Source organism: Ilumatobacter sp., from assembly GCF_030065885.1.
In the GTDB taxonomy this organism is placed as follows: Bacteria; Actinomycetota; Acidimicrobiia; order Acidimicrobiales; family Ilumatobacteraceae; genus Ilumatobacter.
The window spans coordinates 18253-31071 of the sequence record NZ_JASJCS010000051.1 but is presented as its reverse complement, the minus strand read 5'-3'; the positions used below and the strand labels follow the sequence as shown (position 1 = coordinate 31071).

Here is a 12819-nt window from a genome sequence, read left to right as displayed (position 1 = left end):
GCTCGCCGCCACGTCACGATCGACCCCGACGACCGGCGCACCATCCGCAACAGGCGCTGACCCTCTTCGTTGGAGATCTCCCGGACCTGAACACGCTCTGCCATCCCCACAGGAAAACAGACTCGCACCCACCAGCGGTGGACGCGACCCCACCAACGTTGCCGGTCACGCCACTAGTGCCGCGTCAGGCAACGTTTGCGCGCTTGACGAGTTCGCGGAGGGCTTGGTCGTGTGCGTTGCGGTTGCGCCAGTGGATGTAGCGGCGGATCATGCTGGCCTGCTCGCGATGGGTGGTGTGGTCGGTGCCGTCGACGGTGAAGTAGCGCAGCGCCTGGAACTGGGCTTCGATTCGGTTCAGCCATGACGAGTAGGTCGGCGTGTAGGCGAGCTCGACGTTGTTGGCCGCAGCCCACTCGCCGACCCGTCGGTCGGTCTTGGTGGACAGATGGGGTGAGAAGTTGTCGAGCACGATCCCGATCCGCACCTCGGGCGGATACCAGCTGCGGATGTAGCGCAGGAACCTCAAGAACGCAGTCCGGTCCTTGCGGGCAACGATGTGGCCGTAGAGCCGATCCCGGGACAGGTCGTAGGCGCCCATCATGTGCCGCACACCGTGGGGCCGGGTGTAGGTCGCCCGTCGCCGGCGACGCCGCGGCTGATCGGTGTCGCCGGGCCCGGCGGCGACCAGTGCCCACTGGTGTCCGGGGTGGGGTTGCAGGTTGAGCGGTCCGAACTCGTCAACGCAGACGATCACCGTCGGATCATCCTCACCAGGCTCAATGGTGCCATCGGCGATCGCGTAGAGCTCGAGGATCCGGTTCTTCTTGGCTTCGAAGTCCGGATCGTTTGATTGCTTGAAGGTCTTGATCACTTGAAACGACACGCCCTCCTCGCGGAGCAGAGTGCGCAGGCCCTCATGGCTGATGTCGTCGACCACCCCCTCAGCGACCAGGAACTCGGCCAGCTTCGACAGGCTCCAGGTCGAGAACGGCAACCCGTGATCCTGAGGTCGTGACAGGGCGACCTTCTTGATCTGCTGGCGCTCGGGCAGCGTGAATGTCGGCGGCCGACCACCGGCGTACTTCGGTGCGAGCGAGTCAAACCCGTCGGCGTTGAAGTTGTGGATCACCTCACGCACCCGATCCTCGGACGTGAACGCGATCTCGGCGATCTGCTGCACCGACATCCGCTGCGCCGACCACAACACGATCTGGGCTCTTCGCCACCGCACGACCGACCCCGATCCCCGCCGGATGATCGACAACAACTTCTGGCCCTCCTGCGGGGCAAGGTCTCTCACGACGACACGTTCAGCCATCCACCAAGGAAAACAGATCCAGGGACCTCACCGGTGGACGCGCGACCCCCGAACGTTGCCGGTCACGGCACTAGTTCGACCGGGCTCCGCTGACCCGCTCCACGTCGGCGCTCCGCCCCACCTACCCCCGGTCGCGACTTGTGTCTGACACGACTCGCGACGGGTTTGCGGTGAGGGTCTCGATGGCGGTGATCGCTGACGCGGCCGACTCGACCGGCACGAGCAGGTGGTCGTGGTGGTAGCCGGCGAGCACGTTGCAGGCGATGCCCTCGTCGGCGAGGGCGCGGCTGACGGCGGCCGTGAGGCCGACCGCCTCGAGCGAGCTGTGCACGGTCAGCGTGAGCCACGCCGCCTCGAACTCGACCGGCGCACCGGCGGCGCGAGCGTCGTCGATGGTCACGACCAGCGTCTCGCCCTCGGCCTCCCGGATCTCGGCGTGGGCCACCGACTTCAGCGTCTTCCACGGGCCGGTGACGAACGTGAAGGTGCCGGGGCGTCGCTCGACGGCGAGGGACGCGAGCATCCGATCGAGATCGGTCTCGCCGGCCATCAGCCCCGCAGTTCGGCGCCGAGCTTGGCCGCTGCCGCGGCAGCACCCTGCCGGACGTCGGCGATGTCGGCGTCGGTGAGGTTGCGATCCGGCGCCTGCAGGCGCAGCCGGTACGCGAGGCTCCGGCGACCGTCGCCGAGCGACTCGCCTCGGAACACGTCGAACAGGTCGATGTCGACGAGCAGCGAGCCGGCGCCCTGCCGAATCGCCTTCTCCAGCTTCTCGGCCGGCACGTCGTCGCCCAGGACGAACGCCAGGTCGAGATCGCTCGACGGCATGCGGCTGACCGGCTTCCACGCAGGAGGCTTCGGCTCGCGATCGAGCACGTCATCGAGCCGCAACTCGAGGACCGCGACCCGCTCATCGACGCCGAAGCGTTCGAGCACCGTCGGGTCGATCTCGCCGACGGCCCCCGTCGGCTCACGGCCGGCCTGCAGCGTGGCCGAGCGAGTTGCGTGCAGACCCGGCGGCACGCGGCTCTGATCGACACGCGCGCCGACGCCGAGTGCCCTGGCGATCTCACGCCACACCGCCATCGCTGCGGGCGCCTCCTCCCCCGCGAGTACGACGCACAACGCCTCGTACTCGTCGGGGAGCTCACCCTCGCCCGGCGGGTACACGCGGCCGATCTCGAACAGCCGCACGCCGGGCCGGCGGTGCGACTCGTTGTAGGCGATCGCCTCGAGCAGGCCCGGCCGCAAGGACGTCCGGAGCACGCTCTCCTCGACGACGAGCGGGTTCGTGATCGAGATCGTCGGGCCGCCGAGGCCGGCGCGCTCGAGCGTGTCGGGCGCGAGGAACGGGTTGGGCATCGCCTCGGTGATCCCCAGGCCGAGCAGGATGTCGCGCAGCAGGCGTCGGCGTTGCTGGTGGACCGACAGGCCGCCGTGCTCGGTCGACATCGGCATCGTCTTGCCGAGCCGGTCGTAGCCGTAGTGGCGGGCGACCTCCTCGATGACGTCGATCTCCTCGATCGAGTCGAGCCGCCACGTGGGGAGCGAGACGGTGCGGGTGTCGCCGGAACCCGACACGCGGTAGCCGATCGGGTCGAGCAGCGGCGGGAGATCGTCGGAGGTCAGCGACGTGCCCAGGATCCGGTTGACCTCCATGATCCGCACGCTGGTCTCGCGATCGGCGGGCGGCAGGAACTCGGACCGTGCGTCGACCGCACCGGTGTGCACGGTGAGATCGGGGCACGTCTCGGCGAGCAGCTCGACGAAGCGGGCGATGGCCGTGGGCATCCCGTACGGGTCGACGCCGCGCTCGAACCGTGCCGACGCCTCGGACCGCAGGCCCGTCGACGTGACGGTCTGACCGATGCCGACCATCTCGAACCACGCCATCTCGAGCGCGACGGTCGTCGTGGTGTCGGAGATCTCGGAGTCGAGACCGCCCATCACGCCACCGACACCGATCGGCGTGTCGGTGGCGTCGCAGATCAGCAGGTCCTCGGCGGTGAACGTGCGATCTTCACCGTCGAGGGTGGTGAGGTGCTCACCGTCTCGCGCGAGGCGCACGCGGAATCCCCCGCCCCCGAGCGTCTCGAGGTCGTAGGCGTGGTTCGGCTGGTTGAGCTCGAGCATGACGTAGTTGGAGACGTCGACGACGTTGCTGATCGGCCGCATCCCGGCCGCCGTGAGTCGGCGCTGCATCCACGGCGCACCCTCGCCGACCTTCACACCGGAGATGACCGTGCTCGTGAAGCGCGCGCACCGATCGCCGTCGACGAGCTCGACCGGAGCCGTTCGCTCGTCGCCGGTCACGGCCATCGTCGGTGTCGGCGGCCGGAACGCGATGCCCATCTGGGCTGCGACGTCACGGGCGATGCCCACGTAGCCCCAGCAGTCGGGCCGGTTACGGGTGATGTCGAGGTCGAAGAGGATGTCGGGCTCGATGCCGAGCGCTTCGCCGTACGGGACGCCGATCGGTGTCCCCTCAGGCAGGACGAGGATGCCGGTGTGGTCGTCGCCGAGCCCGAGCTCGTCGGCTGCGCACAGCATGCCCTCGGACTCGATGCCCAGGATGCCGCGCCGCTCGATCGTCATCCCGTTCGGCATCATCGTGCCGAGCGTCGCCAGCGGGACGATGTCGCCGGCGGACATGTTGAACGCCCCGCACCAGACGTGGTGCTCGTCGCCGTCGCCGGTGTCGACGTACACCCGCTGCACCTTGGCCGCATCGGGGTGCTGTTCGAGCCGCTTCACCTCGGCGGTGACGACCCCGTCGACGGTGGCCCCGACGTGCTCGATCTCGGACACCTCGAGCCCGAGCCCGATCATCACGTCGGCCAGCCGCTCCACTGCCGCAGGATCGGCAGGATCGGCGAAGTCCCCGTACTCGTTCAACCAAGAAAGAAGAATCTTCACGAGAGCGAACCGATCGGTGCAGTGGGGGTGGTGTGGAGGGGGCGCTCCGCGATCCCCCTCCAACTCTCGGACGAACCGGCTTGGCCGGTCGTCCGAGCACGGTCGAGTGCGGCGCAGCCGCTCACTCGTCTCGGAGGAACGGAGCGAGCGAGCGCAGCGAGCGAGCGAGTGACGAGGTACATCAGAACTGCTCCGCGAAGCGGATGTCGTTGACGAACATGTCGCGGATGTCGGCGACATCGTGGCGCATGACAGCCATGCGGTCGATGCCGAATCCGAACGCGAAACCGCTCCACTCCTCGGGGTCGATACCGCCGTGGCGGAGCACGTTCGGGTGGACCATGCCGCACCCGCCGAGCTCGAGCCACGACCCGTCGGGCCGCTGGATGTCGAACTCGGCCGACGGTTCGGTGAACGGGAAGTAGGAGGGGCGCAGGCGCGACGAGAAGTCGGCGCCGAAGAACGCCTTCGTGAACGCCTCGATCGTGCCGGCCAGGTCCGCCATCGTGATGTCGCGATCGACGACGAGACCCTCGATCTGGTGGAAGACCGGCATGTGCGTGGCGTCGGGCGTGTCCCGGCGGAACACCCGCCCCGGCGCCACGATGTAGATCGGCGGCATTCCGGACAGCATGGTGCGGATCTGCACGGGGGACGTGTGCGTGCGCAGCACGGTCCGACCGACATCTTCACCCGGCGCTGCGTGGTCGAGGAACAGCGTGTCCCACTCGCCGCGCGCCGGGTGCCCGATCGGCATGTTCAGCGCCTCGAAGTTGTGCCAGTCGGTCTCGACCTCGGGACCTTCGGCCACCTGGAAGCCGAGCCCGATGAACACGTCCTCGAGCCGTTCCCAGGACTGGGTGACGAGATGTGCGTGACCACGTTCCGGCTTGACCGCGAACTCGGTGAGATCGAGGCGTTCGGCCTCGACGCGGGCGGCCGTGGCGGCGGTGCCGAGCTCGACGCGCCGTGCGGCGAGGGCCGAGGAGACCGCCTGCATCGCCTCGTTGACCGCTTGGCCGGCGGCCTTCTTCTCGTCGACGGTGGCGAGGCCGCCGAGCTTGGTCTTCAGCTGGGCGATCGACCCCTTCTTGCCGAGCAGCTGGGTGTCGAGTGCGGCGATCGACTCGAGCGAGTCGGCGGCTTCGATCTGGGCGAGTGCCGCTCCTCGGGCGGCACTGATGTCTGCGATCACGGGTGTCCTTTCGACGGAGAGAGCGTACGGGTGTCGTTGCCGTCATCCCCGGATGGACGTGGGTGTGGGCGCGCGATCGGTCGGCGTCACCGTCCCCGGGTTGTCCACCCGGGGCGCAGAAATCGCTGCGCACTCGTCACGAGCGTCAGGTTAGGCGGCCGAGCGGGATCCATCCAATCAGCTTGTGCCGACGTCCCGGACGCGGACCGCCTCGAAGACGAGCAGTGTCGCCGCCATGGCGACGTTGAGGCTCTCGGCTGTGCCCTGGTGCTCGATCCGGACCCATCGATCGACCGGCGCGTCGTCGGGGAGGCCGTGCGCCTCGCTACCGAGCACGATCGCGACGCGACCCGACCAGTCGGCGTCGACGTGACGGTCGCCCTGGTGCGACGACGTACCGATGACCCGCAGGCCGGCGGCTCGCACCTCGTCGAGCGTCGCCGTTGCGACGGGGACCCGGAAGAGCGCCCCGGCACTGGCCCGCACGACCTTCGGGTTGTACGGGTCGACGGATCCGGGCGTCAGGACGACCGCGTCGACGCCGGCGGCTTCGGCCGATCTCAGGATCGTGCCGAGGTTGCCGGGGTCGTTGAGCTGGTCGCCGACCAGGACGAAGCCGGCCTCGTCGAGCGCCGACTCCGCAACCGGCATCCGGACGACGACGAGGTTCGGTTGCGGGTGGTCGGTCGATGCGACCCGTTCGAGCACGCCCTCGCCGAGCTCGAACACCGGCGCGGCCGAGACCGGATCGGCGCCCGGCGCCACGAACTCGGCTTCGATCTCCCAGCCGGCGGCAGCCGCCTCGGCGATCAGTGTCGGCCCCTCGACGACGAACGCACGCTCCTCCGAACGCGCACTGCGGCGCCCGAGCAGGCGCCGCAGTCGTTGGACCTTCGGGTTGTTGAACGCGAGGCCGGTCAGGGCATCGCTCCTAGAGCGCCGCCTTCGCCTGGGCGACCAGCGCCGAGAACGCGCTCGGATCGGTCACGGCGAGATCGGCGAGGATCTTGCGGTCGACCTCGATACCGGCGGCGTTGAGGCCGGCGATGAACCGGCTGTAGCTCATGTCGTTCTGCCGGCAGGCGGCATTGATCCGCTGGATCCACAGGCGACGGAATTCGCCCTTCTTCGCCCGGCGGTCGCGGAACGCGTACTGACCGCTGTGCAGCAGCTGCTCGTTGGCGGCCCGGAAGGACCGGCTCTTGTTGCCGTAGTAGCCCTTGGCCTGCTTGAGAACCTTCTTGTGACGCTTCTTGGCCGTCACACCGCGCTTGACGCGTGCCATTGCTCAGTCTCCTTGTGTTCGATCGTGGTCGTGAGGGGTGGTCGAATCAGCGCTCGGTGAGGAGCCGCTTGATGCGCTTCTGGTCGGAGGGGTGCACGTCGGCATCACGGTCGAGCCGATGCTTGCGGTTCGAGTTCTTCGACTCGAACTTGTGCTGGTTGTTCTGCTGCTCGTGACGCAGCCGGCCCTTGCCGGTCTTCTTGAACCGCTTGGCGGCGGTCTTCGAGGTCTTCATCTTCGGCATCATTCGTCTCCTGATACTGCGGGGGGTGCCTCCGCGACCGCCGGCTCGTCGCCGGCGCTCTCGGCTGCTCGGGCCTCTTCGGCAGCTTTCTCGGCTGCTGCTGCTTGGCGTTCAGCCTCTTCGGCCGCCTTCCTGAGCGCCTCTTGCGCCTGCTTGTCCGGCGACAGCACCATCGACATGCTCCGGCCCTCCATGCGGGCCTGGTTCTCGACCTTGGCGATCGGCCCGACGCTCTCGATCACGTCGTCGAGGATCTTGCGACCGAGCTCGGGGTGGGCCATCTCGCGGCCTCGGAACTGCAGCGTGACCTTCACCTTGTGGCCGTCCTCGATGAACTCGATGAGGTGGCGCATCTTGGTGTTGAAGTCACCCTTGCCGATCTTCGGACGGAACTTGACTTCCTTGATCGTGACGTTGGTCGACTTGCGTCGAGCTTCCTTGGCCTTCTGGGCCTCTTCGTACCGGAACTTTCCGTAGTCCATGATCCGGCACACCGGCGGGTTCGCCATCGGCGCGACTTCGACGAGATCGAGGTCGAGCCCACGTGCCATCCGCAGCGCCTCGGGAACCGGTTTGATCCCGAGCTGGTCGCCGTCGGGACCGATCAGGCGGACCTCACGGGCCCGGATGCGGTCGTTGACGCGGTGCTGGTCGCTCTTCGGCGGTGCTATGACTGATCACTCCTGTGCAATGGGTGGCCTCCCATGGATGGTGTCGTTGGTCGTGCTCGACGCGACGTCAATGCGGAGCAGACCGACCGGGAAGCCCGCGACTCGCGCGGACGGCCCTGGCAGGCCGTGATCATCATCGACCCGGACGCACTCGAGACCTGTGGATCCCGGTGGCCGGGTGGGAGTCCACCGGCGACTGCCGCTGGCCCCACTTCGCCTCGGTTGTCGTCGGGCGCCGCCTGATCGGATCACGATCACACGACGACCGGCCTCGGTAGGGTAGCGCAGGTGACTGACGAATCCGACGTGGACGTACCGGGTGACGACGCCGCTGACCAGGCCGCACAGGTCGAGGCGGCCATGGCCGAGGCACGGGCCCGGCTCGCCCAGGTGCCCGCCGAGGTCGTCGTCACGAACCACGTGATGGGGCTGTACGAGCTCGGCGCGATCCACCTGTCGTCCGAGACGCCGGACCTGGTGTCGGCGTCGCTGGCCATCGATTCGATGGCGATGCTCGTCGAGGGATTGGGCGACCGGCTCGGCGACGACGCGTCCGCGATGCAGGACGCCCTGGCCAACATCCGCATGGCGTTCGTCAGCGTCAAGGCGCAGACCGGCCAGGCGGACGGGAGCGACGACGCCTGAGCTCCCCAGGCGAACGGAGCTGCCAGCCACGACCGGTCCGGGGCTCACAGGTCGCTGAAGCGACCGTGGGGGGCCTGTTTGACGTGGCCCTCTCGGATGATCACGTCCTCCTCGAGCAGCAGCTTGGTCTGATCGCGCTCGTGACCCGGGACGAGCCGGCCGGCCGCGTTGACCACCCGCCACCACGGCACCTCGACGTCGGTGGTCTGGAGGATCCGGCCGACCAGGCGCGAGTGCTTCGGGTAGCCGGCCATGTCGGCGACGTCGCCATAGGTCGTCACCTCGCCGGGCTGGAGGGTGATCAAGACGTCGATGATCCGTCGCTCGCGCTCGGCACCGAGGTCGTCCACGGTCAGACCTTCTCGACGTTGCCGGCCTGCAGCTCGCCGAACCTCGGCAGCGCCTCGAACGTCACCGCCTGCCCGACGTCGATCGACCGGGTCCCGTCGCCGATCTCGACCACGTGGAACAGGTAGACCTGCCCGTCGTCGTCGACGACGCGTCCCAGCCCACGATCTGCCTCGAACTCGGTCACCACCCCGATCAGCATGGAGCTCGCCCTCGGACGAACGGGCGCCTGGCGAGGGACGCGCCAGCGACGAGGAGGCCACGGCTCACGGGCTGCACGGAGGGAGGAGTCGAAGCGCAGCGGAGGCCGGTCGCGACCATCATCAATGGACGATCTTGACGATCGGGATCTCGAGCAGGTCGGTGGCTCCTGCCTCACGCAGGTCGGGGATCAGGCGGTTGATGCCGTTCTTCTCGACCACGGTCTCGATCGCGTAGTCGCCGTTGGCGAGCTGGTTGACGGTCGGCGACTTCGCGGCCGGGAGCACCGCGAGCACCGCGCCCTTCTGCCCCGCTGCGACGTTGAGCTTCAGGAGCACCTTGCCGCGGGCCTCGAGCGCGCCGTCGAGCAGCGTCATCAGCTGGCTCATCGCCCGCTGCTTCTCGGGGTCGGCCAAGCTTGCCGGGTTGGCGACGACCTCGGTGTGGCTGGTCAGGATCGTGTCGATCACCCGCAGGCCGGCGGCGCGCAGCGCCCGCCCGGTCTCGGTGATGTCGACCACGCAGTCGGCGATGTCGGGGATCTTCGCCTCGCTGGCGCCGTAGGAGAGGCGGACGTCGGCGTCGACGCCGCGTGCTGCGAAGAACCGCTTGGTCATCTCGGGGTACTCGGATGTGACCCGTACCCCGTCGGGCAGGTCCTCGACCCGCTCGACGGCCGAATCCCCCGCGACGGCGACGACGACGCGCACCGGGTTCGACGTCGCCTTCGAGTACTGCAGCTCCCCGAGGCTCTCGACCGCGGCGCCGGTCTCCTCGACCCAGTCACGCCCGGTGATCCCCAGGTCGAACAGCCCTTCGGCCACGTAGGTCGGGATCTCCTGCGGGCGCAGGATGCGCACCTCGTCGATCCGCGGGTCGTCGATGCTGGCCTTGTAGTCGACGCTCGACGAGCGGCCGACGGTCAGGTCGGCCGCTTCGAACAGCTCGAACGTGGCCCGCTCGAGCGACCCCTTCGGCAGGACGAGTCGCAACACGCCGCCCGAGGTTACCGACGCAGCCCGCTCGGACCGCGCCGGAATCAGTGCTCGGTCGGCTCGGCGTGGAGGAGACGGAGGGCGTGCGAGAGCACGTCGATCACGGCGTCGATCTGCTCGATCGTGCCCTTCGGGGAACCGGGGGTGTTGCAGATGATCGTCTCGCCGCGGATGCCCGCCACACCGCGCGACAGACGACCGAAGGGGCTCACGAGCCGCATTGCTTCGGCCAGCCCTGGCGCGTCGCGTTCGATGACGCGTCGTGTGCCCTCGGGGGTCTGATCGCGCGGGGCGAAGCCGGTGCCGCCGGTCGTGACGATCAGGCCGGCGAAGCCCTCGGACATCTCGGTCAACGTCGCGGCGACCTCGTCGGCACCGTCCTGGGTGACCTGATGGTCGACGACGTCGAACCCGTTGCCCGCGAGGTGGGCCGCCAAGCCACGCCCGCCCGTGTCGTCGCGGGCGCCGTGGAAGACGCCGTCGCTGACCGTCAGCACCTTCGCCTGTAGCGGCGCCTCCGCCTGCTCGTCACCACTCATGCCGGGCGACGGTACCGAATCAGGACCATGCCGTCGGTGTCGGCATCGTGCGGCAACACCCGCCACCCGTGCCCGTACGGGCGCCATGCCCCGATCTCGGGCCGCCGGTCGTCGACCTCGAAGCCGTGCGGGACGGGATGGTCGATCGACTCGGCCGCAGTCAGCGTGCACACGCTGTAGACGAGACGGCCACCCGGCCGAACGAGCGGTGCGGCTGCACCGAGCATCCGGCGCTGGAGGTCGGCGAGTGCGTCGACGTCCCTCGGCTGGACGCGCCACCGGGCGTCGGGCCGCCGTCGCAGCGCACCGAGCCCACTGCACGGCGCGTCGATCAGCACGGCATCGAACGACTCGGGGGTGAACGGTGGCTCGGTGCCGTCGGCCCGCACCAGGGTGAGCTCGACGTCGACACGACGGGCGTTCTCGTCGATCAGGCCGATCCGCGCCGGGTGGATGTCGGCTGCGAACACGTCGGCGCCGGCCGACGCCATCGCCGTCGCCTTGCCCCCCGGAGCGGCACACACGTCGAGGACGCGCTCGCGGCGAGCCGCTCCCACCGCAGCGGCGACCCACTGCGACGACGGATCCTGGACGTACCCGTCGGCTCGCACGATCGGCACGGCCGCCTCGTTCATCCGGTTCATCGCCCGCCTGGCGTCGTCGTCGCCGAGCTCACGCCGCAGCGTCGCTCCGATCCAGTCGGGGTAGCTCAGTCGGCACAGCTCGCTCGGCCACCGCATCTCGACCGTCGACACCTTGCGCAGCACGGCGTTCACGAACCCTCGGACGCGCTTCGGCGCCAGGGCGACCGTCTCGCCGACCGCAGCATGGGGCGCGACGCCTGCGAACTCGAGTTGGTAGGCGCCGAGACGAAGCAGCGTCCGCGTCGCCGCGTCAGGCGGCACGGTGATGAAGCGGTCGACGAGGGCATCGCAGGCACGTCGCATGCGGGTGGTCCCGTAGACGAGGTCGGTCGTGAACCTGCGATCGGCGTCGGAGAGGCCGGACCGGTCGAGCATCGGTCCGAGCACCAGGTTCGCATACGCGCCGTCGCGCTCGATGCGCTTCAGCACGTCGTACGCCAGCTGCCGGGCCGAGCCGCTCACTCGAACCATTCGCCGTCGGCCGGCCGGGCGCCGTTCCGCCAGGCGTCGTAGGCCATGCGAGCCTTGCCCTCGGGTTGCACGACGACCGGGAGGAGCGCCCCGTCGTCGGCCAACTCGGCGGCGTGCACCTTGACGCGGGCGCCCCGGAACGTCGTCCACGCGCCGCCCAGACGGACCAGCCGGTGGGTCTCGGCAGCCGGCCTGGACCAGTCGATGCGAAGCTCGGCGGGGTCGATCTTCGCCGCGTAGGTGGGCGCACCCAGTTGGGGCTCGGGGTCCCCCAGCCCGTCGGCGAGCGAGTCGACGAGCAGCGCCGACCCGACCTCGACGAGCTCGGTGCGGAGCTCGTCGGCGGTCCTCGTGTCACCGATCGGGACGTCGACCCGCGCATGGACGCCACCGGTGTCGAGACCCTCCTCGACGGCCATCACGCAGACGCCCGTCATCTCGTCGCCGGCCAGGAGCGCGCGTTCGACCGGAGCTGCGCCCCGCCAGCGCGGCAGCAGCGAGAAGTGCAGGTTGATCATCGGTAGCGCGGCGAGGACATGCGGCCTGATGATCTGACCGAACGCCACGACGACGCCGAGCTCGGCGCCGGCGTCGATGACATCGTCGACGTCGTGCGAGACCGCGAGACCGAGGCGCTCGGCGGCCCGCTTGACCGGGCTCGGCGACGTGCCACTCCCCCGCCCGCGCCGCTTGTCGGGCCTCGTGACGACGAGCACGACCTCATGGCCTGCCTCGACGAGCGCCTCGAGCGGCGGCACCGCCATGGCCGGCGTGCCGAGGAAGACGAGCCTCACGAGAGCCGGAGTCGTCGCCGCCGTGGCTCGGGGGCCGCGCCCGCCCCGGCCTCGCGCTGGAGCCGACGGAACTCGGCCATGGCTTCCTTGCGCTGATCGGGATCCATCCGGTCGAACATCAGGACGCCGTGCAGGTGATCGAGCTCGTGCTGGAACATGCGCGCCTCGAGCTCATCGGCCTCGCGCTCGATGATCTCGCCGTCGAGATCGACACCGCGCAGCAGCACCCGCTTCGGTCGGACCATCTCGACGTACAGGTGCGGGATCGAGAGGCACCCCTCGTCGTAGACCCACTCGCCGTCGGACTCGACGATCTCGGGGTTGAAGACGACCTCTTGCCGCTCGCCGAAGTCCCACACGAAGATCTGCTTCTGGACGCCGATCTGCGGCGCGGCGAGCGCGATGCCGTTGCCGCTCTCGTACAGCGTCGTGAACATGTCGTCGACCAGCCGCACCAGCTTCCCGTCGACATCGGTGACCGGCGCGGCCTCCGACTTCAGGACGGGATCGCCATAGGTGCGAATCGTGTAGGTCATGGCGTGACAGGCTACCG

General features: G+C 69.1%; 16 protein-coding genes. 1 reads left to right on the top strand and 15 read right to left on the bottom strand.

The features are described from left to right. Positions 1 to 184: 184 nt before the first annotated feature. The 8 genes from QNJ12_RS12225 to infC form a co-directional block, all read right to left on the bottom strand. Complete coding sequence (locus tag QNJ12_RS12225) at positions 185 to 1318, bottom strand: IS630 family transposase (RefSeq protein ID WP_367281785.1); 1134 nt, start codon at positions 1316 to 1318, stop codon at positions 185 to 187. 121 nt (positions 1319 to 1439) lie between these two features. Further along, positions 1440 to 1868: an ACT domain-containing protein gene (locus QNJ12_RS12220; RefSeq protein ID WP_300622928.1), complete on the bottom strand. Its 429-nt coding sequence runs from the start codon at positions 1866 to 1868 to the stop codon at positions 1440 to 1442. Next, entirely contained in the window at positions 1868 to 4474 is a 2607-nt protein-coding gene (gene pheT, locus QNJ12_RS12215; protein WP_300622927.1) for a phenylalanine--tRNA ligase subunit beta, read from the bottom strand. The genes QNJ12_RS12220 and pheT overlap by 1 nt, the downstream gene beginning before the upstream one ends. Then, entirely contained in the window at positions 4416 to 5426 is a 1011-nt protein-coding gene (gene pheS / locus QNJ12_RS12210; protein ID WP_367281787.1) for a phenylalanine--tRNA ligase subunit alpha, read from the bottom strand. The genes pheT and pheS overlap by 59 nt, the downstream gene beginning before the upstream one ends. A gap of 180 nt (positions 5427 to 5606) precedes the next feature. Next, positions 5607 to 6194: an RNA methyltransferase gene (locus tag QNJ12_RS12205; protein ID WP_300622925.1), complete on the bottom strand. Its 588-nt coding sequence runs from the start codon at positions 6192 to 6194 to the stop codon at positions 5607 to 5609. Positions 6195 to 6360: 166 nt separating this feature from the next. Further along, the gene (rplT, locus tag QNJ12_RS12200) at positions 6361 to 6714 is read right to left on the bottom strand and encodes a 50S ribosomal protein L20 (RefSeq protein WP_300622924.1); all 354 of its coding nucleotides are present in this window, start codon (positions 6712 to 6714) and stop codon (positions 6361 to 6363) included. 46 nt (positions 6715 to 6760) lie between these two features. Further along, on the bottom strand, positions 6761 to 6949 hold the full coding sequence (rpmI, locus tag QNJ12_RS12195; RefSeq protein ID WP_367281784.1) for a 50S ribosomal protein L35: 189 nt from the start codon (positions 6947 to 6949) through the stop codon (positions 6761 to 6763). An 8-nt stretch (positions 6950 to 6957) separates the two neighbouring features. Continuing rightward, positions 6958 to 7629 carry a translation initiation factor IF-3 gene (gene infC / locus QNJ12_RS12190; protein WP_367281786.1) on the bottom strand — a complete coding sequence of 224 codons (672 nt, stop codon included), beginning with the start codon at positions 7627 to 7629 and terminating at the stop codon, positions 6958 to 6960. Positions 7630 to 7917: 288 nt separating this feature from the next. Here infC and QNJ12_RS12185 point away from each other — a divergent pair, with 288 nt between their 5' ends. Continuing rightward, positions 7918 to 8274: a DUF1844 domain-containing protein gene (locus tag QNJ12_RS12185; protein WP_300622922.1), complete on the top strand. Its 357-nt coding sequence runs from the start codon at positions 7918 to 7920 to the stop codon at positions 8272 to 8274. A gap of 44 nt (positions 8275 to 8318) precedes the next feature. Here the strand turns inward: QNJ12_RS12185 and QNJ12_RS12180 are convergent, their stop codons facing one another. The 7 genes from QNJ12_RS12180 to def form a co-directional block, all read right to left on the bottom strand. Further along, the gene (locus QNJ12_RS12180) at positions 8319 to 8624 is read right to left on the bottom strand and encodes an MGMT family protein (RefSeq protein ID WP_300622921.1); all 306 of its coding nucleotides are present in this window, start codon (positions 8622 to 8624) and stop codon (positions 8319 to 8321) included. A 2-nt stretch (positions 8625 to 8626) separates the two neighbouring features. Continuing rightward, positions 8627 to 8824: a cold shock domain-containing protein gene (locus QNJ12_RS12175; protein ID WP_300622920.1), complete on the bottom strand. Its 198-nt coding sequence runs from the start codon at positions 8822 to 8824 to the stop codon at positions 8627 to 8629. Positions 8825 to 8945: 121 nt separating this feature from the next. After that, the gene (gene hisG, locus QNJ12_RS12170; RefSeq protein ID WP_300622919.1) at positions 8946 to 9818 is read right to left on the bottom strand and encodes an ATP phosphoribosyltransferase; all 873 of its coding nucleotides are present in this window, start codon (positions 9816 to 9818) and stop codon (positions 8946 to 8948) included. 44 nt (positions 9819 to 9862) lie between these two features. Continuing rightward, on the bottom strand, positions 9863 to 10357 hold the full coding sequence (locus QNJ12_RS12165) for a MogA/MoaB family molybdenum cofactor biosynthesis protein (RefSeq protein ID WP_300622918.1): 495 nt from the start codon (positions 10355 to 10357) through the stop codon (positions 9863 to 9865). Then, on the bottom strand, positions 10354 to 11463 hold the full coding sequence (locus tag QNJ12_RS12160; RefSeq protein ID WP_300622917.1) for a transcription antitermination factor NusB: 1110 nt from the start codon (positions 11461 to 11463) through the stop codon (positions 10354 to 10356). Before QNJ12_RS12160 ends, QNJ12_RS12165 begins: the two co-directional genes overlap by 4 nt. Next, on the bottom strand, positions 11460 to 12266 hold the full coding sequence (locus tag QNJ12_RS12155; RefSeq protein WP_300622916.1) for a methionyl-tRNA formyltransferase: 807 nt from the start codon (positions 12264 to 12266) through the stop codon (positions 11460 to 11462). The genes QNJ12_RS12160 and QNJ12_RS12155 overlap by 4 nt, the downstream gene beginning before the upstream one ends. Further along, positions 12263 to 12802, bottom strand: a complete 540-nt coding sequence (gene def, locus QNJ12_RS12150) for a peptide deformylase (RefSeq protein WP_300622915.1) — start codon at positions 12800 to 12802, stop codon at positions 12263 to 12265. The genes QNJ12_RS12155 and def overlap by 4 nt, the downstream gene beginning before the upstream one ends. Between the last annotated feature and the right edge of the window lie 17 nt (positions 12803 to 12819).